Origin of the sequence: Alkalimonas amylolytica (genome assembly GCF_900107845.1) — a bacterium.
In the GTDB taxonomy this organism is placed as follows: domain Bacteria; phylum Pseudomonadota; class Gammaproteobacteria; order Enterobacterales; family Alteromonadaceae; genus Alkalimonas; species Alkalimonas amylolytica.
Window position 1 is genome coordinate 18,183 of record NZ_FNRM01000005.1, and the last position, 19,825, is coordinate 38,007.

Below are 19,825 nucleotides of genomic sequence, written 5' to 3' on the forward strand. Positions count from 1 at the left end.
GGCCCTGTGCCAGACGGCTGCCGGCTGGTTAATCCAGCTGCAGCTCTCTGGTCATATTTTCATTGCGCTCCCGGTGCACGATGACGTTGTCTTCGATCCGGATGCCACCAAAAGGCTTAAATGCCTGAATTTTATCCCAGTTTAGCAGTTTTTTCTGCGCATCAGGCAGTTCATCCAGTAAGGAGTCGATAAAGTACAGACCAGGTTCAATGGTATAAACCATGGACGGTTCAATGAAGCGGGTGCAGCGCAGAAACGGATGCTGCTCAGGCGGCGGTAAATGGGTACCACGCTCATCCAGCATAAAGCCACCGACATCGTGCACCTGCAAGCCAAGGTGATGCCCAAGGCCATGCGGGAAAAAGGCCTGGGTGATCTGTTGCTCCACCATGGCTTCGGCGCCCAGGCGGACAAAGTCAAAATCAGCCAGCACTTCGGCAATCAGTTGGTGCGTTTGCAAATGCAATTCGCTGTACTTGATGCCAGGCTTCAGACCATCGACCATCTGCAGCGTAATGGCATCCACCCGCTTGATCAGCTCAGCAAACTCGTGGCCGCTATCAAAACTGTAGCTGCGGGTAATGTCGGCAGCATAGCCATGAAACTCAGCCCCGGCATCGATCAGAAAACTGCGATGCTGTGCCGGTTTCTGCCGCTCCAGCGCCGTGTAATGCAAGATAGCGCAGTGCTGGTTCAGCGCCACGATGTTGCCATAAGGCACCTCGTTTTCGGTTTGACCAACTGCAGCCAGGTAGGCCAGCTGAATATCAAACTCACTGCCACCGCCATAAAATGCCGCTTTGGCAGCTTTATGGCCAGCCACCGCCATGCGATTGGCCCGGCGCAGACACTGCAGCTCGTACTCGGTTTTGTAAGCCCGGTGATAATGCAGGAAGTTCAGCACCGGCTCCGGATTAATGTCGCTAAAACCGAGCGCCTGGGCAACTTCCAGGTATTCACCAAGATAGGCCAGCCGCTCTTTGTCATAGGGCAGCAACTGCTCTACCTGGTTGGCTTTTTCCAATAGTTGAATATCAAAATGCTCGGCCCAAAAATCGCCCGGTACATCCGGCACCTTGTGCCAGAAATCTTTTGGCCGGTAAAAAATCAGTTTCGGTTTATTAACACCATCTATCTGCAGCCAGCAGTGCGGGTTATCCACCACCGGCAGCCAGGCCTTAAAGTGCGGGTTGGCTTTAAAGGGATAATCCATGTCATCAAGGAATTTGCGCTTGGTCTGGCCGGAGTGAATCACCAACCCGTCCAGATTTTCCCGCTCCAGTAACTGGCGGGTTCGCTGTTGCAAAACCTGAATATGGCTGGCGTAGCTTGCAGGATCAATCACCGTCATAGCATCCTTTTTCCTGTGTTGTAGCGACGAGAAGACAATGCCTCATGATAGCATCAATCCTGACTCTGCCCAATCCGCATACCCACCAGAGGGGCAAACACATCCACCGGTTGATCCATGCGGATATTGTAAATCTGGTAATACGCCATGACGGCTTTGACGTACTCGCGGGTTTCCCGAAACGGAATGGTCTCAATCCAGATATCGGCCGGGATGGCTTCATCTTTCGGGATCCACTGTCGTACCCGGCCATAACCGGCATTGTAAGATGCAGTCGCAATCAGCAGGTTGCCATCGTTACGGCGCATCAGGTAATTCAGGTAGTTGGTGCCATAGTCGATATTGGTGATCGGGTTGTACAACTGCCCCAGCTGCACCGGCTGGCGGGCAATGTAATTGGCAGTATCCGGCATAATCTGCATCAGACCGCGGGCGCCAACCGGTGAGTTGGCATCCACCATAAAGGAGCTTTCACGCCGGGTAATCGCCATGGCCCAGGCCGGGTCCACCTCTGCTTTGCCGGCAAACTCCGCCATCTCTTCTTTAAAGGCCAGCGGAAAGCGCAGTTCAATATCATCCCAAAAACCCACATCGGCCAGGGAGAAAATCGACCGCTCATACCATTGCATCTGCGCCGCTAAGCGGGCGGAAGCCAACTTGGTTTGCTCATCAGCCGTGCGCTGCAAGTGGTTCCATTCGCGCCGGGCCTCTGTCATCCGTCCCAGTGCCAGCCACTCCTGCGCCCGCCTTACCGAAGGGTGCCCTCCCAGCTCGGCCACTTCACCATCGGTCACCGGTACCGGCCGATGCGATAAGCTGGGCGGCAACCCTAAGCGCGATGCCGCCATAAAGCCATAATAATTGCGCCGCTGCGCCAGCTCACGCCACAGCACATCGGCCTGCGTTTGCTGGCCCTGCTGTTCCAACGCGCGCGCCAGCCAATATTGCCAGGCGGCGCCTTGCTGCAGTTCCTCTGGCATGGTTTCTATCAGCTGCTGTACTCTGGGCCAATCCTGCTGCTTCAACACATGGGCAATGCGCCAGTGCGCCAGCGTATCGTCCATATGCTCAACCGGTACCTGTACCATCCAAACATCCGCCCGCTCATCGCCGCGACTAGCCAGAGCTACAGCAAAAGCACGGATCACCATCTGGCGCTGTGCATCGGTAAAATGCGGATCCTCAGCAAATCGCTGCCAGGTGCTAAGTGCCTGGTCCGGATTACGCCATATCAAACGGCGCAGGCCATAGGCCAGCACCTCTCGCTCACGCGGGTCGCGGCGTGGGAAAAAATTACTCTGTGCCACCACAACAGGGTTGCGCCTGGCCCGGATCCATAAATCCACCAGATACTGATCACGCGCCGGCAGCAAACCACGCAAGTAGGGCAATAAATTGGCCTGCCCCCCATCGGCTACCTTGCCTACCCGCTGCCAGATCACCTCCGGCGTCATCTGACCGGCATCACGCCAACGGGCGAATAGAGGATCACAAGCCCTTGGCTGCGACACCCCTACCGTCCAGAGTTCACGCACCTCTGGCCAAATCTGCGCTGGCGCTTCTTTTTCCAGCCGAAAGCGCAGCGCATGGCAATGCAGTTCGGCATCCTGGGTAGGACGATAATTGGCTAAAAATAATTCAGCTGAGCGGCGCTGCGCCAGATACAACAACCAACGCTTGCGCAAAGGCCAGTCCATCGGCGTACCCTGATAACGGGTTAAAAAACGCTCTATAGCATCACTGGCCGATAAGCGTCCTTCCAGCCAGCGTTGCTCCAGATAAGGTTGCAATGGATAGTCAGCCAGTTGCTCAAGCCATTCTTCGGCTTGGGCTCGGTTGGTCGAGCCAATCCGCAGCTCCGCATGCAGAAATTGCTCGCGTTGCTGGCTCAGCAATAAGGCGTCTTCGTCCACGGGTTCGCCAGCCAACAGTCCTGCCGGCAACACCAGCCAGGCACTGAGTGCCATCCACCATCCCGCCCGCTGTTTTATCGAACGCTTTAGCATGCTTTCAATCCATTTCCTGCCTATAGTTAGTTGCATTGTCGTGCTAACATCGATGGATCTGGCAAAAATCAAACACCTGTTTAAAAAATAGTTGAATTTTTCAGGCATCCACGACACACTGAACAGAACGCTATCTCATCGTACCAGTTAGCGCGTGACCGTACGCAACATGACCTGACTTAAAGGGAGACCATGCATGATGTATCAAAGTCCACGCATTACCGTCGAAAAACTCGCAGACGGCATTGCCAAGTTTACCTTCAATGCTGAAGGCTCCGTCAACAAGTTCGACCAACAAACCTTAGCAGATTGCAAGGCTGCTTTGGAACAGCTGCAGCAAGATAAATCGGTAACTGGTGTGCTTTTCACCAGCGGCAAAGACAACTTTATCGTTGGCGCCGATATCACCGAGTTTTTGCCTATCTTCCAGCGTGACGAACAAGAACTCATCCCCTGGATCAAGCAGGCTTCCGATGTGTTTGATCTCTGCGAAGACCTGCCGGTACCTACCGTCGTTGCTATTAGTGGCTTTGCCCTTGGTGGTGGCTGTGAGTGGACCCTGGCCTGTGATTACCGGGTCGGTGACAGCAGCACAAAAATTGGTTTGCCGGAAGTCAAACTGGGCCTGATGCCAGGTTTTGGCGGTACCGTGCGTTTACCCCGCATCATTGGTGCCGACAATGCGATGGAGTGGATCACCACCGGCAAAGATCGCAATGCGGTCAAAGCGCAGCAGGAAGGCCTGATTGATGCAGTGACCACCCCGGACAAACTGGAAACAGTGGCCCTGTCGATGTTAAAGGATGCCATTGCCGGCAAGCTCGACTGGCAGAAAAAACGCGCCGTGAAGCTGCAGCCACTTAAACTGAATAAAACCGAAGCCACCATGAGCTTCACAACCGCCAAAGGCATGGTGTTTGCGACTGCCGGCAAGCATTACCCGGCACCTATGGTCGCAGTTCAAACCATTGAAGCAGCGGCCGGCCTGGATCGCGCTGGCGCTATGGCGCTGGAAAACCAGGGCTTTGCCAAACTGGCGAAAACCGATGCAGCCACCGCACAAATAGGCCTTTTCCTGAACGACCAGTTGATTAAGAGCAAAGCGAAAAAAGCGGCCAAAACCGCCAGCAAAGCTGTGCACAAAGCCGCCGTACTGGGTGCCGGCATTATGGGTGGCGGCATTGCCTACCAGTCAGCCAGCAAAGGCGTGCCGGCGGTCATGAAAGACATCAATCAGCAGGCACTTGAACTGGGCATGGGCGAAGCCACCAAGCTCTTGGCCAAGCAGGTTGAGCGCGGCCGGCTGGACGCTGTCGGCATGGCAAAAGTCATCGCCAGCATTACCCCATCGCTCAGCTACGAAAGCGTGAAAGACGTCGATATCGTGGTGGAAGCGGTGGTGGAAAACCCGAAAATCAAAGGTGCGGTGTTAAAAGAAACCGAAGCTTTGCTGAGCGACGATGCTATTTTAACCTCCAATACCTCGACCATTTCTATTAACTCACTGGCAGAAAACCTGAGCCGGCCGCAAAACTTCTGCGGCATGCACTTCTTCAACCCGGTGCACCGGATGCCATTGGTCGAAGTGATCCGCGGCAAAGACACCTCGGATGAAACCGTGGCCGCCGTGGTAGCCTATGCTGCCAAGATGGGCAAGTCGCCCATTGTGGTGAACGACTGCCCGGGCTTTTTCGTTAACCGGGTGCTGTTCCCTTACTTCGCTGGCTTTAGCAAGCTGGTGTTGGATGGCGCCGACTTCACCCAGATTGATAAGGTGATGGAAAAGCAGTTTGGCTGGCCGATGGGTCCGGCCTATTTGCTGGATGTGGTCGGCTTAGATACCGCCTTCCACTGCACCGATGTGATGGCGGCAGGCTTCCCAACCCGCATGGCCAAGCTGGACAATGATCCGGTAGCAGCCATGTACCAGGCCAACCGTTATGGTCAGAAAAACGGTTTTGGCTTTTATGCTTACAGCAAAGATGCCAAAGGCAAGCCGAAGAAAGCCGTGGATGATGCCAGCCGTGCATTGCTGGCCGCTATCTGCCATAGCACTACGGAATTCAGTGCCGATGAAATCATTGCCCGCACCATGGTGCCGATGATCAATGAAACCATTCGCTGCCTGGAAGAAGGCATTGTTGCCAGTGCCGCTGAAGCGGATATGGGGCTGATTTATGGCCTGGGTTTCCCACCCTTCCGAGGTGGCCCGTTGCGCTATGTCGATACCATTGGTTTGGCCAACTTTGTCGCCCTGGCCGACAAGTACGCCCACCTGGGCGAGATTTACCAGGTTACCGACAAAACCCGCGCCATGGCCGCCGATGGCCAGCGTTTCTTCCCGGTCTAAGCGCAGGAGATAACAAATGAAAAACGCAGTAATTGTAGATTGCATCCGCACCCCGATGGGACGTTCTAAAAACGGCATTTACCGCAACATTCGTGCTGAGTCGTTATCAGCCCATGTCATGGCCTCCTTGCTGGCTCGCAACCCGCAACTGGATGCCAGCGAGATTGATGACATCATCTGGGGCTGTGTGCAGCAAACCCTGGAGCAAGGCTTTAACGTCGCCCGCAATGCATCCCTGCTGGCTGGTATTCCACACTCGGTTCCTGCCGCCACCATCAACCGCTTGTGTGGCTCTTCCATGCAGGCGTTGCACGATGCCGTCAAATCCATTCAGACCGGCATGGGTGAGGTCTACCTGATTGGTGGTGTCGAGCACATGGGCCATGTGCCAATGAACCATGGGGTGGATTTTCACCCTGCCTTGGCAACCTCGGTGGCCAAGGCCGCCGGTATGATGGGCCTAACCGCCGAGCTATTGGGCAAGATGCATGGCATTAGCCGGCAGCAGCAGGATGCGTTTGCCGCCCGTTCACATCGGCTGGCGCATGAGGCGACTTTGCAGGGCCGCTTTAAGAATGAAATCATCCCGACCGAAGGGCACGATGCCGATGGCGCTTTGCGGGTGTTCGATACCGACGAAGTGATCCGGCCGGAAACTACGGTGGAAGGCCTAAGCCAGCTGCGGCCAGTGTTTGATCCGGCCAATGGCACCGTCACTGCCGGCAGCTCTTCTGCCCTGTCCGATGGCGCATCCGGCATGCTGGTGATGAGCGAAGACAAAGCCAAGGCGCTGGGCCTGCCAATCCGTGCTTATGTCCGTGGTATGGGCGTGGCTGGCTGCGATCCGTCCATCATGGGCTATGGCCCGGTGCCAGCGTCGAAAAAAGCGCTGAAAATGGCCGGTGTTAGCATCAGCGACATCGACTACGCTGAGCTGAACGAAGCCTTTGCTGCACAGGCCTTACCGGTAATGAAGGATTTGGGCTTGCTGGAAGTCGCCGAGCAAAAGGTGAACCTCAATGGCGGCGCCATTGCGCTGGGCCATCCACTCGGCTGCTCAGGCGCGCGCATCAGCACCACCTTGCTGAATGTGATGGAAGCTAAAGGCGGTAAATACGGCCTGGCGACCATGTGCATCGGCCTCGGTCAGGGCATTGCTACCGTGTTTGAGCGGCCTTAAGCTGGCAGCGACAACCACAATCACTTAGAATAAGGGGGCCGTTTAACGGCCCTTTTTCATGCTCCCGATAAATCCCGAACCAGGCAGCATTTTTTTACGGCCGCCTAAGGGTTGAAATTTGGCAGCTCCCCCCTATTTACTGAAGTGAGCACTATGGAGTATTGATGCAACAACTGTTTGATAACGCCAGCCAGACCCTGGATGCGCTGGGCCTGCGCTGCCCGGAGCCGGTGATGATGACCCGGCTGGCCATCCGGAAAATGGCGGTGGGTGAAACCCTGCTGATTATCGCCGATGATCCGGCGACGACACGCGATATCCCCAGCTTTTGCCGTTTTATGGATCATCAGTTGCTGGCCAGTGATACTACCGCTCTGCCCTATCGTTATCTGGTAAAAAAAGGCGGTTAATATGGTTTGGTTCCTGATTAAAGATTCGCTGCCGATCAAGGCACTGCTATTGTTGCTGATTGGCTTACTCATTGCCTGGCAAGGCTGGACAGCCGTTTCCATCATAGCACTCTCGATAGCCGTTGATGGCATTCTGGCCTATTATCAGCAACGCAACACAACGAAGTGGACCACCTGCAACGATATCCTGGCATTGCTGGCGATTGGGAATGATGGCAATCTGCGTGTTGGCATGGAAAAAGCTTCCAATCCGCAATCGGTAAAAGTTGAGCTGCAGCAGGACAACCGTTACGGTTATCTGCAAATCACTTTATCTAACAATGGCCCTTTGCATTATCGCTTTCCGCTGAACCAACTCGAACCACTGCAGCAGTGGTTTAGCACAGAGCTCCCTGACATAACGATAGCGCATCAACTGAAAAGCTAAGCCGTCTTCACTTGCATCGGTTTTGTGCTAGCATCAATGTACCCGGTTGAAACAGGACTCTGCATTGACGCCAAGCCTGAACCAGAAGCGCAGCCAACAATCTCAACACATCGATGCCCGCCGTCGGCATCATATTCTTGCTTTCGTCAGTTACATCACCAGTGCCGTGATGTTTATTTACGGCTTTAAAAACCTGCACGCCGAACTATGGCTGTTACCGCTGATTTTGTTTATCACCGGCAGCTGCTTTTTAGTAAACGTCCTGGTGTACCAAGCCACCAAAAAGTTGCAGCGCGCCTGCACCATAGAGGCTCTGCTGGTTGGTGCCTTTGTGCTTAGCCTGGTGTATCAGGGTGGCCACAATAACACGGCCTTGTACTGGGTGTTTCCATTTCCGGCTATTTTGTTTGGTTTACTGGGCGTCCGGCATGCGCTTATCAGTAACGCCTTTTTGGTGCTGACCTTAGCCGTCATGTTGTTCACGCCTGATCTTATTCTGGCTGAGTACAAAGATGCTGAGACCAGTCGTTTTCTTGCTTCCCTGATCATCGTGATCATCGTCTGCTGGATCAATGACCATTACCGCGAACGCAGCCATGAGGCCATGGAGCTGCTGCAGCAAAGCAAAGAGTTGCAGGCGAATACCGACGCGCTGACCGGATTGGTTAATCGTCGTTTTCTGGACTCCAGCCTGCTACCCGCCCTGGCACAACAAAGCGATGAGTTCTTCCCGCTGGCTGTTATTATGTGTGATATCGATCACTTTAAACGACTGAACGATCAATTTGGGCACGATGTGGGCGATGAAGTACTAAAAAGCGTCGCCCATTTATTTCAACAGAACCTGCGCCAACAGGACATTGCCTGCCGAACTGGCGGTGAAGAGTTTTTGCTCATCTTGCCTCATACCAGTGCAATTGATGCCCGTAAAGTGGCGGAAAAAATCCGCCTGCAATTCCCTCAACAGCGCTGGGTAACCAACGACACCAACTATCCGGTCACTGCCAGCTTCGGGGTCGCCGAGTGCAACCAGACCGAGCAGTTTTATGAGGCCGTCAAGCTGGCCGATCAGCAACTGTATCAGGCCAAACACCAGGGGCGAAATCAGGTCTGTGGTTGATGTGCTTCGCCTAAAAGCAATCATATCGCAAAATAGAGGGCTTTCACGGCCTGCAGCTGGCTTTCGCTGCAGGTGCTTGCCACACTGAAAAGAAAACCTGAGACTGCTATGCGTACTTTCATTTTTTGCTTACTACTTGCCGGCCTGCTATTCCCGCTTTGTGCTACGGAGCGCACCCCCTCAGCACCAGAGCGTGATCAGGGCGATGGACCTTATGCGCGGCTCATCTTGCGCGGGGGCACCCTGATCAGCGGTGAGGGCGCACCTGCAGTGGGCCCGGTTGATATCGTCATTGAGCAAGACCGCATTGTGCAGGTCGCCATTGTCGGTTACCCGGACGTGCCTGTGCTTGAAAACCGCCGGCCAATAGCTGCAGCCGGTGACAAGGAAATGGATGTCAGCGGCATGTACATCCTGCCCGGTTTTGTTGATATGCATGCTCATATTGGTGGCTCAGCCCAAGGGATCCCAGCTGACTATGTGTTCAAACTGTGGCTGGCCCATGGCATTACCACAGTACGTGAACCAGGCAGTTTTAATGGCCTGGATTGGACCTTACGCCACGTCAGGGCAGCCAAAGAAAATAACATCGTAGCACCCCGCATTATTCCCTATGTCGGCTTTGGTCAGGGCTTAGGGCGCCCCATTGGCAACGCCGAGCAAGCCCGGCAATGGGTGCGGCAGATCAAACAGGCCGGTGCTGCTGGTATTAAGTTTTTTGGTGCCACCCCCACCATCATTTCCGCTGCGCTGGATGAAGCACAGCAGCAAGGGTTGGGAACCATGATGCATCATGCTCAGCTCAATGTGATGCGCACCAATGTACTCGACAGTGCCCGCATGGGCCTGAATTCGATGGAGCACTGGTATGGCCTGCCGGAAGCTTTATTCACCCGCCAGGTGATTCAGAATTATCCGGCAAATTACAATTACCAAAACGAACAGGATCGCTTTGGTGCCGCCGGAGAGTTGTGGCGTCAGGCCGCCGCGCCAGGCTCCGACAAATGGAATGCGGTGCGGGATGAACTGATTGCGCTGGACTTTACCATCAACCCTACCCTCACCATCTATGAAGCCAGTCGGGATGCCGCATCGCAGCGCAATGCTGAATGGCATCAGCACTATACCCTACCTACCCTGGAGCGATTTTTTACCCCCAGTCGCTATGCCCATGGTTCTTACTGGTTTGACTGGACCACAGACCATGAAATCAGCTGGCGCGAAAACTACCGCATCTGGATGCAGTTTTTAAATGACTACAAAAATCATGGCGGCCGGGTCACGGTAGGCTCGGATGCTGGTTACATCTACAAAATTTATGGTTTTGCATTTGTGCAGGAGTTGGAACTGCTGCGCGAAGCCGGCTTTAATGCGCTTGAAGTCATTCAGGCTGCCACCTTAAATGGCGCCATTGCCCTTGGTATGGAGGAAGAGATTGGCAGTGTGGTTCCCGGCAAGAAAGCCGATCTGTTGATTGTGGCCGAAAACCCACTGGCCAATTTTAAAGTGCTGTACGGTACCGGCCATTACCGGCTGGATGAGCACAACCAAGCCATGCGCACGAAAGGCGTGCGCTTCACCATCAAAGACGGCATTGTCTATGATGCCCAGCGCCTGCTGGCCGATGTGCGAGCCATGGTAGAGCACGCCAAAGCTGCCGAAGCTCAGCCTTAAATTCCAGGATATCGTCATAGCGGCTCCCTCGGGGTCGCAATTCCCCTACCCGCACCGCAGCAAATTTCTTTTCATCAATCGCTTGCTTTTTTGAATTACAGATGTAATCTTAATTGAATTACAAACGTAATCATTGAGGTGATTCATGTTGGATATCAGTAATGCCGAACTGGATGTGATGCAGGTGATCTGGCAACAGCACCCTTGTACCGCAGCGGAGGTAATCACCCGCTTGCAACAGCAAAAAGACTGGCACGAAAAAACCATCAAAACTCTGCTGAACCGCCTGGTGACCAAAGGCGCGCTTAGCTATCAAACGCAGGGTCGTGCTTACCTGTACAGCCCCTGCATAGCCCGGCAGGATTATCAACAACAAGCCAGTGGTAGCTTTGTGCAAAAGCTGTTCGCTGGCCGGGTGGCCCCCTTGGTCGCCAGCTTTGCCCGTAAGCACGAGCTAAGCGCAGCCGATCTGGCTGAGCTGAAGCAATTGGTGGCTGAACTGGAGCAGCAAGAACAGGAGGATAAACCATGATGCTATGGCTTTTACAAAGTAGCCTGCTGCTCACCTTGGTGATTGTGCCCTTGTTGCTGCTGCATCCCTGGTTACTGCAGCGCTTAGGAGCCCGCAGTTGCTATCTGCTGTGGTCAGCTGCCCCACTCACGCTGCTGTTGCCGCTGCTGCCCGGCATTCAGCTGGCTCAGACGCAACAACCGGCACTGCTAGAAACACTGCAGATTAATGCCGGCCAATTGCAGCAGGTGGCTCAAGCAAGCACCGGCACATCAGTTCTTTTCTGGCTATGGCTGGCTGGTGTTGGTTTGCTGGCCAGCGCCTGCCTCAGCTGCCACTGGCGACTGCACAGGCAATTACGCACTGGCCGCCAACGTCAATACCGGCAACTGCGCTGTTACCTTAGCCACCACAATCTGGGACCAGCTATTTTTGGTGTGTTGACACCAAGTCTTATTCTACCGGTGGATTTTCACCAGCGCTTTAACAGCGCACAACGGCGGTTGATCTTAGAGCATGAGTTGGCGCACTGGCAGCGGGGCGATTTGCACGCCAACTTGCTGGCTGTATCTTTGCTGTGCCTGTTCTGGTTTCACCCCGTTGTCTGGCTGGCTTACCGGCGTTACCGCGCCGATCAAGAGCTGGCTTGCGATGCTGAAGTGCTTCAGCGACACCCGAAATCCACGCCATTTTGCTATGCCAATGCACTGTTGGCAGCAATGCAGTCGGTGCCCACCCCATCAGTGCAATTGCAACCCTTTTGCCACCATTACGGAGTAACAAAAACGATGAAAGAACGACTGCAGCAACTGAAACAACAACATGGCAACAGCAAAACACCAGCCCTCCTGCTATTAGCCACTCTGGTTAGTTGCGGCTTGCTATGGCAGCAGCCATTAAAGGCAGAAAGCACCTTAGAAAAGTCAGCTTCTGTCGCAACCCCTATAGTGCGGATTGAACCACGCTATCCGTTAAAAGCAGCTCAAGAAGGAATTACTGGCTGGGTTACTCTCAGTTTTACCATCGATGATAATGGGGTTCCTGAAAATTTGCGTGTGGTTGCTTCTCATCCGGCAGATGTGTTCGATGCGGAAGCTTTACGAGCTGTTAGTCGCTGGCGCTATCAACCAAGAGAGACTTCGAGTTCAATGACGATTCAGCTCAATTTTGAAATGGACGAAGCTGACCCATCTTGATTTGACCAAACGTCACTTAACCTCCTTGCGATGCCGCTTCATTCTGAAGCGGTATCGTCATATCCATAAAGTCTAGCGCAATCTTTCCTTCACTTTGCCATGAATTGCTAATTGGCTTTATACTGCCAGTGACGTGTGCCAGAATAACTTTTTTGCAGTAGGGATCAGTATGCAGCTTTCAACTCAGGATCTGGATATTTTGCTGGCCGAGCCTTCGGATGTGCAGCGCAAAATTATCCGGCAAAAACTTAAAGCCGAAGACGTGCATCAGGTGGCTGAAGCGGCCAGTTTACAGCAAGCCATCAGCGCCATTCGCCAGCACCGGCCGGATGCTATTGCCAGTGCACTGCATTTTGCTGACGGCACTGCGCTGGAGCTGCTGCAGCAGCTAAAAACCGAGCCTGCCACCGCTGATATACCTTTTTTGCTGGTTTCCAGCGAAACCCGCAAAGAGCAGTTGGAAGCCTTTAAGCAATCCGGCGTGATTGCCATTTTACCCAAACCCTTTGATGCCGAGCAGCTCGGTAAAGCACTTAATGCCGCCATCGATTACATCAGCCCTTCTGAGCTGGAACTGGATTTGTTCGATGTGCAGGATGTGCGGGTGCTTATTGTTGATGACAGCCGGCTGGCACGCAATCATATTCGCCGGGTGCTGCAAAACCTTGGCATGCAGCACATCAGTGAAGCAGACGATGGCAAGGCTGCGATGGAGTTTATGCAACAACAATTGGTTGATCTGGTGGTCACCGATTACAATATGCCGGAAGTAAATGGGGAAGAGCTTACCCGCTTTATCCGCGAGCACAGCACCCTGTCACACATCCCCATCCTGATGGTGACCAGTGAAGCCAATGATGCCCATCTGGCCAATATCGCTCAAAGCGGTATCAATGCCCTGTGCGATAAACCCTTTGAGCCAGCCGCGGTGAAAGAGTTGTTGTATCGCATTCTGGGTCAGGATTAAACCTGCTGGCGACGTGTCACAAAAAAGCCAGCGTCGATGCTGGCTTTTCAAATCTTACTCCGCTGTTAGCTTTGTAACAGGGAAATATCAGCCACCTGCAAAAACAACTCACGTAGCTGCTTCAGCAATGCCTGGCGGTTGGCACGAACTGCTGCATCCTCCGCATTAACCATCACTTGATCAAAGAAGTCATCAATGGCCGTACGCATCGCAGCGAGATGGGCCAGCCCGTCGCTGTAGGATGGAGATGTCGCCTGGTACTGCTGCTCAGCGAGGATGGCTTGATAGAGCGCCTGCTCTGCCGCTTCGGTCAGCAACTCCGGCTGCACTGTATCGGCAATGGCGCCATCCACTTTGGCCAGGATATTGGCGACCCGCTTATTGGCTGCCGCCAGTGCTTCAGCAGCGTCCAACTCACGGAAGGCTGCTACGGCTTTGACCCGCCGATCAAAATCAGCCGGCGTGGTTGGCCGACGAGCCAGCACCGCCTGGATTACATCCACCGCATAGCCCTGCTCCTGATACCAGCTACGGAAGCGCCCGAGCAAAAATTCCAGCACATCCTCTGCTACCTGAGTGTTGCTAAGCTTGCTTCCAAAGCTCTGTTCGCTGGCATCAATCAACGCCACCAAATCAAGGGGTAATTGTTTTTCCACCAGAATACGCAAAGCACCAATGGCCGCCCGGCGCAAAGCGAAAGGATCCTTATCGCCTTTAGGCGCCTGGCCAATACCAAAAATACCAACCAGCGTATCCAGTTTATCGGCAATGGCTACCGCGCAGCTTTCCAGCTGCGTTGGCAGGCTGTCACCGGCAAAGCGCGGCATATACTGCTCGTTGAGTGCCAGCGCTACGGCTTCGGCTTCACCATCCAGCCGGGCATAATGCATACCCATAATGCCCTGCACTTCCGGGAACTCACCGACCATGTTGGTCATCAGGTCGGTTTTCGACAACAAGCCAGCCCGGCTGGCTGCGGTCGCATCGGCTCCAATTTGTCCGGCGACCCAACCTGCTAACTGACCGATCCGCTCGGACTTTTCAGCCAGGGTACCGAGCTGCTGTTGGAATAACACAGTTGCCAGGCTTGGCAAGCGATCCGTCAGCTTGGTTTTCTGATCGGTGACAAAGAAAAACTCAGCATCGGCCAAACGCGGCCGTACCACTTTTTCATTGCCCTCGATGATTTGCTGTGGATCTTTGCTGCGAATGTTGCTTATAAAAATAAACTGATTCAGTAAGTTACCAGATTCATCTTGCAGTGGGATGTACTTCTGGTTGTCCTTCATGGTGGAAATCAGCGGCTCGGCTGGCACCGCCAGAAAACGCTGCTCAAAACTGCCAACCAATAGCTCGGGCCATTCCACCAAAGCAGTAATTTCATCCAGCAAGGCCTGGTCCAGCAAAGGCACAGCCTTCAGTTCTTTGGCTTTGCTGGCCACTGCGTCTGCAATCAGCTGTTGACGCTCGGCAAAATCGGCCACCACAAAAGCCGCTTTGAGCTGTGGCAGGTAGTCATCAGCATGGGCAAAGCTGACTTTCGCGGGTGCATGAAAGCGGTGACCATAGCTCTGCCGGCCAGCCTCACGACCCAGGATAGTGGCTGGTACCACCTCCAGACCATACAGCATAACCACGGTATGTACCGGGCGAATAAACAAAGCATCGGAATTACCCCAGCGCATGGGTTTGGCAATGGGTAGCTTTGAGAGTGCCGCCTTTACGACATCGGCCAGCAGTTGCCTGGTATCGCTACCCGCTTGATGCTGCTTGTACAACAGCCAGGCACCTTTGTCGGTTTCCAGCCGCTCTGCTTCAGCAACGTCAATGCCCAGGCCTCTGGCCCAGCCGGTCGCTGCCTTGCTGGGCTTTCCCTCGGCATCAAAGGCGGCACTAAGCGCCGGGCCGCGCTTTTCTACCAGCTTATCGGCTTGCTTGGCCTGCAGCTGGTTAACACGTACCGCTAAGCGTCGTGGGGCTGCGTACCAATAAACCTCGGCGTGTGCTAATTCCAAAGCTGCCAACTCCACCTGAATGTTATCGGCAAAGGCCGTTGCCAATGTTTTCAGCGCCTTAGGTGGCAGCTCTTCCGTGCCAATTTCAACCAAAAAATCCTGCGCCATTACGAAGCCTCCTGCACAGCGGTTTTACAAAGCGGAAAGCCCAAGGCTTCACGAGCGGCGTAATACGCTTCGGCACAGGCTTTAGCCAGGGTACGTACCCGCAGGATATACCGCTGACGCTCAGTCACCGAAATCGCGTGGCGGGCATCCAGCATATTGAACGCATGCGATGCTTTCATTACTTTTTCATAGGCTGGCAACGGTAAGCCCTGCTCAATCAGATAGTGGCTTTCTTTTTCGCATTGGTCGAATAAGGCAAACAAAGCTGGCACATCAGCATGCTCAAAGTTATAACGCGACTGTTCTACTTCATTCTGATGGAATACATCGCCATAGCTGACTTTACCCAGCGGACCATCTGCCCACACCAGATCATAGATGCTATCCACACCCTGGATGTACATGGCCAGGCGTTCCAGGCCATAGGTGATCTCACCAGACACCGGCTTGCACTCCAGACCACCGACTTGCTGGAAATAGGTAAACTGAGTCACTTCCATGCCATTGAGCCAAACTTCCCAGCCCAAACCCCAGGCGCCCAAAGTGGGTGATTCCCAGTTGTCTTCCACGAAGCGGATGTCATGCACCAGGGTATCGATGCCAAGCTCACGCAAAGAGCCCAGATAGAGCTCCTGAATATTGTCTGGCGATGGCTTGAGCAGCACTTGAAACTGATAATAATGCTGCAAACGGTTCGGGTTTTCGCCATAGCGGCCATCGGTTGGCCGCCGACACGGCTGTACATAAGCAACATTGGTTGGTTCAGGGCCCAGGGAGCGCAAAAAAGTCATCGGGTGAAAGGTACCGGCCCCCACTTCCAGATCCAGCGGTTGCACGATGACACAGCCCTGACGCGCCCAGTAATCCTGCAAGGCTAAAATCAGGCCCTGAAAGGTATTTAAGTCATACTTTTGCATGGGTTTTGTATTCCATCTATGTAAAAAGGGGCAGGCAGATGCTGGCCCCTTCTGGCTTCGTTTCGTCAATCGCTAACCAGGCCTAAACGTCCAGGTTGGCTACCCGCAACGCATTCTCTTCGATAAAGGCCCGACGCGGCTCAACATGATCGCCCATCAAGGTGGAGAACAGCTGATCGGCACCAATGGCATCTTCGATGGTCACCTGCAGCATACGGCGGGTATTCGGGTCCATGGTGGTTTCCCACAGCTGGTCCGGGTTCATTTCGCCCAGCCCTTTGTAGCGCTGAATATAGAGCCCTTTCTTCGATTCACTCATCAGCCACTCCAGCGCCTCTTTAAAGCTTGTGACTGGCTTGGTTTTTTCACCACGACGCACATAAGCGCCCTCTTCCATCAGATCGCGGATTTCATTACCTAGCGCTGCAATGCTCAGGTAATCGCGTGAACTGATAAAATCGTGGTGCAATACATAATCGTATTCGATGCCATGTTGACGAACCGTGATTTTCGGCAAGAACAGGTGACGCTCACGATCTTCATAGACCTGATGCACATAGCTGGTGCCATTACCTTCCAGCTGTTGCAGTTGTTCAACCAGATTCTTCACCCAGCCACTGACAAAATCGTGATCCTTGCATTGCTCGACACTAATTGACGGCACATAAATCAGTTCATGCAACAACAGATAAGGAATTTTCCGAGCCAGGCGGTCCAGCGTATCCATCACTTTATGGTATTGCCGAACCAGAGTTTCCAGCTGGGCGCCACCGATGCCTGGAGCATTCTCATTCACGTGCAAACTGGCTTCATTCAGCGCCAGCGTGGTCAGGTACTCGATGCGAGCCGCTTCGTCTTTCAGGTATTGTTCCTGCTTGCCCTTTTTCACTTTGTACAGTGGCGGTTGGGCAATGTAGATATAGCCTTTCTCAATCAGTTCCGGCATTTGACGGTAGAAGAAGGTCAGCAACAGCGTGCGGATGTGTGAACCGTCGACGTCCGCATCCGTCATCAGAATAATGCTGTGGTAACGGATTTTATCCGGGTTGTACTCTTCGCGGCCAATACCACAACCAAGTGCTGTGATTAGAGTGCCGACTTCCTGCGAAGAAAGCATCTTATCGAAACGGGCTTTTTCCACGTTCAGGATCTTACCTTTCAGTGGCAAAATAGCTTGATTCTTGCGGTTACGGCCTTGTTTGGCGGAGCCACCGGCCGAGTCACCCTCTACGATGTACAGTTCAGATAAAGCAGGATCTTTTTCCTGACAATCGGCCAGCTTACCGGGTAAGCCAGCGATGTCTAAGGCGCCTTTACGTCGCGTCATTTCACGGGCTTTACGGGCAGCTTCACGGGCTCGGGCAGCATCCACAATTTTGGTCACGATGATTTTAGCATCGTTCGGGCTTTCCAGCAGGTACTCGTTCAGGCGCTCGTGCATGGCACTTTCAACAGCCGATTTTACTTCCGACGACACCAGTTTGTCTTTGGTCTGCGAGCTGAACTTTGGATCCGGTACCTTGACGCTAATGACTGCCGTTAAGCCTTCACGAGCATCATCGCCCGAAGCAGCCACCTTCATTTTCTTGGCGTAGCCTTCTTGGTCAATGTAAGTATTAAGCACCCGGGTCAATGCAGAGCGGAAGCCAGCCAAATGCGTACCACCATCGCGCTGAGGAATATTGTTGGTAAAGCAGAAGATGTTTTCCTGATAGCTGTCATTCCACTGCATCGCCACTTCAACTGAAATACCATCCTCTCGCTCTTGCGTGAAGGTGAAGACTTTGGGGTGAATGGCGGTTTTATTCTGGTTCAGATAAGCAACAAAGGCTTGGATACCGCCTTCGTATTTGAAGTGATCCCGTTTGTCGGTGCGCTCATCGGTCAGAATAATGCTAACACCTGAGTTCAGGAACGATAATTCACGCAATCGCTTGGCCAGGATATCGTAGTGGTAATTGATGTCGGTGAATACGGTAGGACTTGGCCAGAAACGAATTTCGGTGCCACTGTCTTCGGTTTCACCAATCACGGCCAAAGGAGCTTGTGGTACACCCAGGTGGTATTCTTGCTCAAACACCTGGCCTTTGCGACGGATGGTCAACGCTAGTTTATCGGACAGCGCATTCACCACCGATACACCTACTCCATGCAAACCGCCGGATACTTTGTACGAGTTGTCGTCGAACTTACCGCCGGCATGCAGCACCGTCATAATGACTTCGGCTGCAGATACGCCTTCCTCGTGCATATCAGTCGGAATGCCACGACCATTGTCACGCACGGATACCGAGTTATCGCTGTAGATAGTGACCCAGATATCGCTGCAATGCCCTGCCAGCGCTTCGTCAATGGAGTTGTCCACCACCTCGAATACCATGTGATGCAAGCCTGAGCCGTCATCGGTGTCACCGATGTACATGCCCGGGCGTTTACGAACTGCATCCAGTCCTTTTAATACTTTGATACTCGATGAATCATAATCATGTTCGGCCATAATCGTCTGTCCGTAGTGTCAATGTACCATGTTCCACGTGAAACACCGCTGTACTGTCTTGCGGCATAAATTGCAGAACTGGTTCAGGTTCAATTGCGGTCACAAAAACCTGTGAGTTAATTGTTTTAAGTAATTGAAACACCTGTTGCATGGAGTCCGCATCCAGCTCGGAAGCCAGATCATCGATCAACAGGATTGGTTGCTTACTCGCAACCGCGCCAATTACATTGCTCTGAGCAATTTTAAGTGCAAATAATAACATCTTTAGCTGCCCACGTGATAACACTTCTTCCGCGGGCTGTTGCTCAACTTTAATCCGTAAATCCGCTTTTTGCGGGCCAGCTTGGGTAAAGCCCATTTTGGCGTCGGTGGCTCTGTTCTGCAGCAGTAGTTCGGCCAGGCTGTGCTGTTGGTTCCAACCCGGATAAAACTGCAATTGCACATGACTGAGCAACACATGGCTGGCGACTAGTTGCTGAAACTCATCACTCAGTTGCTGCAGATAGCTTTCCCGCAGCAAGGTGATCGCCTCGGCACTTTGGCAAAAGAAGTTATCCCAATAGCGAAACTGTTCGGCCGAGGCACCTTGTTTCAATAAGGCATTGCGCTGCTTGTTCGCTTTGCTGAACAGCTGCCAATGCTGATAAAAAGAAGGTTCCACGTGGAACAATCCCATATCAAAGAAATGCCGTCGCTCTTTCGGGCCACCAAAAAAAATGCGAAAGCTGTCTGGGGTGATCAGTTGCACTGGCAGCAAATGAGCAATATCGGCCAACCGTTTGGCTGTTTCGCCATTCAACCGCAGCGTCAGCTCGCCCTGCTTACTGCGCTGCATGCCAACCACATTCAACTGGCCGGATTGCATGATTTTGGCATGCACCACACTGAGCTCAGCATCAAAGCGAATCATGCGCTGCAGCCTGGCAGTCCGAAAAGAACGGCCATGCGCTAAAAAATAAATGGCTTCCAGCAAACTGGTTTTGCCGCTGCCGTTAGCGCCGCAGATTAAATTAAAGCCGGCTGCGGGCTGAAATTGCTGGCTGGCAAAGTTCCGAAAATCGGTGACGGATAACAGCTGAAGCGACATGCCGGTGCG

15 protein-coding genes are annotated in these 19,825 nt (G+C 53.3%); 9 read left to right on the forward strand and 6 right to left on the reverse strand.

Features of this window, described 5'->3' with window-relative positions; all coding sequences use genetic code 11:
- Positions 1–28: 28 nt before the first annotated feature.
- The gene (pepQ, locus tag BLW37_RS10605; RefSeq protein WP_091342670.1) at positions 29–1,351 is read right to left on the reverse strand and encodes a Xaa-Pro dipeptidase; all 1,323 of its coding nucleotides are present in this window, start codon (positions 1,349–1,351) and stop codon (positions 29–31) included.
- A gap of 53 nt (positions 1,352–1,404) precedes the next feature.
- Positions 1,405–3,357, reverse strand: coding sequence for a transglycosylase SLT domain-containing protein (locus tag BLW37_RS10610; protein WP_245785703.1), 1,953 nt, complete (start codon positions 3,355–3,357; stop codon positions 1,405–1,407).
- Positions 3,358–3,553: 196 nt separating this feature from the next.
- Between BLW37_RS10610 and fadB the strand changes: the two genes are divergently transcribed.
- The 9 genes from fadB to BLW37_RS10655 all read left to right on the forward strand — a co-directional run bounded on the left by fadB (position 3,554) and on the right by BLW37_RS10655 (position 13,192).
- Positions 3,554–5,707: a fatty acid oxidation complex subunit alpha FadB gene (gene fadB, locus BLW37_RS10615; RefSeq protein WP_091342674.1), complete on the forward strand. Its 2,154-nt coding sequence runs from the start codon at positions 3,554–3,556 to the stop codon at positions 5,705–5,707.
- Positions 5,708–5,723: 16 nt separating this feature from the next.
- Complete coding sequence (fadA, locus tag BLW37_RS10620; RefSeq protein ID WP_091342676.1) at positions 5,724–6,887, forward strand: acetyl-CoA C-acyltransferase FadA; 1,164 nt, start codon at positions 5,724–5,726, stop codon at positions 6,885–6,887.
- A 164-nt stretch (positions 6,888–7,051) separates the two neighbouring features.
- A complete protein-coding gene (gene tusA / locus BLW37_RS10625) occupies positions 7,052–7,297 on the forward strand; it encodes a sulfurtransferase TusA (protein ID WP_091342678.1) in 246 nt (81 codons plus the stop codon).
- 1 nt (position 7,298) lies between these two features.
- Positions 7,299–7,724 (forward strand): hypothetical protein, encoded by a 426-nt coding sequence (locus BLW37_RS10630; RefSeq protein WP_091342681.1) that lies wholly within the window; start codon positions 7,299–7,301, stop codon positions 7,722–7,724.
- A 46-nt stretch (positions 7,725–7,770) separates the two neighbouring features.
- The gene (locus BLW37_RS10635; RefSeq protein ID WP_139243700.1) at positions 7,771–8,844 is read left to right on the forward strand and encodes a GGDEF domain-containing protein; all 1,074 of its coding nucleotides are present in this window, start codon (positions 7,771–7,773) and stop codon (positions 8,842–8,844) included.
- A 108-nt stretch (positions 8,845–8,952) separates the two neighbouring features.
- On the forward strand, positions 8,953–10,518 hold the full coding sequence (locus tag BLW37_RS10640; RefSeq protein ID WP_091342685.1) for an amidohydrolase family protein: 1,566 nt from the start codon (positions 8,953–8,955) through the stop codon (positions 10,516–10,518).
- Between the two features lie 145 nt (positions 10,519–10,663).
- Positions 10,664–11,050, forward strand: coding sequence for a BlaI/MecI/CopY family transcriptional regulator (locus BLW37_RS10645; protein WP_091342687.1), 387 nt, complete (start codon positions 10,664–10,666; stop codon positions 11,048–11,050).
- Positions 11,047–12,225 carry a M56 family metallopeptidase gene (locus BLW37_RS10650; RefSeq protein WP_091342689.1) on the forward strand — a complete coding sequence of 393 codons (1,179 nt, stop codon included), beginning with the start codon at positions 11,047–11,049 and terminating at the stop codon, positions 12,223–12,225. Before BLW37_RS10645 ends, BLW37_RS10650 begins: the two co-directional genes overlap by 4 nt.
- A gap of 169 nt (positions 12,226–12,394) precedes the next feature.
- A complete protein-coding gene (locus BLW37_RS10655) occupies positions 12,395–13,192 on the forward strand; it encodes a response regulator (protein WP_091342691.1) in 798 nt (265 codons plus the stop codon).
- Between the two features lie 65 nt (positions 13,193–13,257).
- Here BLW37_RS10655 and glyS read toward each other — a convergent pair whose 3' ends face one another.
- The 4 genes from glyS to recF all read right to left on the reverse strand — a co-directional run bounded on the left by glyS (position 13,258) and on the right by recF (position 19,816).
- Positions 13,258–15,315 (reverse strand): glycine--tRNA ligase subunit beta, encoded by a 2,058-nt coding sequence (gene glyS, locus BLW37_RS10660; RefSeq protein ID WP_091342693.1) that lies wholly within the window; start codon positions 15,313–15,315, stop codon positions 13,258–13,260.
- Positions 15,315–16,232, reverse strand: coding sequence for a glycine--tRNA ligase subunit alpha (gene glyQ / locus BLW37_RS10665; protein WP_091342695.1), 918 nt, complete (start codon positions 16,230–16,232; stop codon positions 15,315–15,317). Before glyQ ends, glyS begins: the two co-directional genes overlap by 1 nt.
- An 82-nt stretch (positions 16,233–16,314) precedes the next feature.
- Complete coding sequence (gyrB, locus tag BLW37_RS10670; RefSeq protein WP_091342698.1) at positions 16,315–18,729, reverse strand: DNA topoisomerase (ATP-hydrolyzing) subunit B; 2,415 nt, start codon at positions 18,727–18,729, stop codon at positions 16,315–16,317.
- Positions 18,716–19,816 (reverse strand): DNA replication/repair protein RecF, encoded by a 1,101-nt coding sequence (recF, locus tag BLW37_RS10675; protein ID WP_091342700.1) that lies wholly within the window; start codon positions 19,814–19,816, stop codon positions 18,716–18,718. The genes gyrB and recF overlap by 14 nt, the downstream gene beginning before the upstream one ends.
- Between the last annotated feature and the right edge of the window lie 9 nt (positions 19,817–19,825).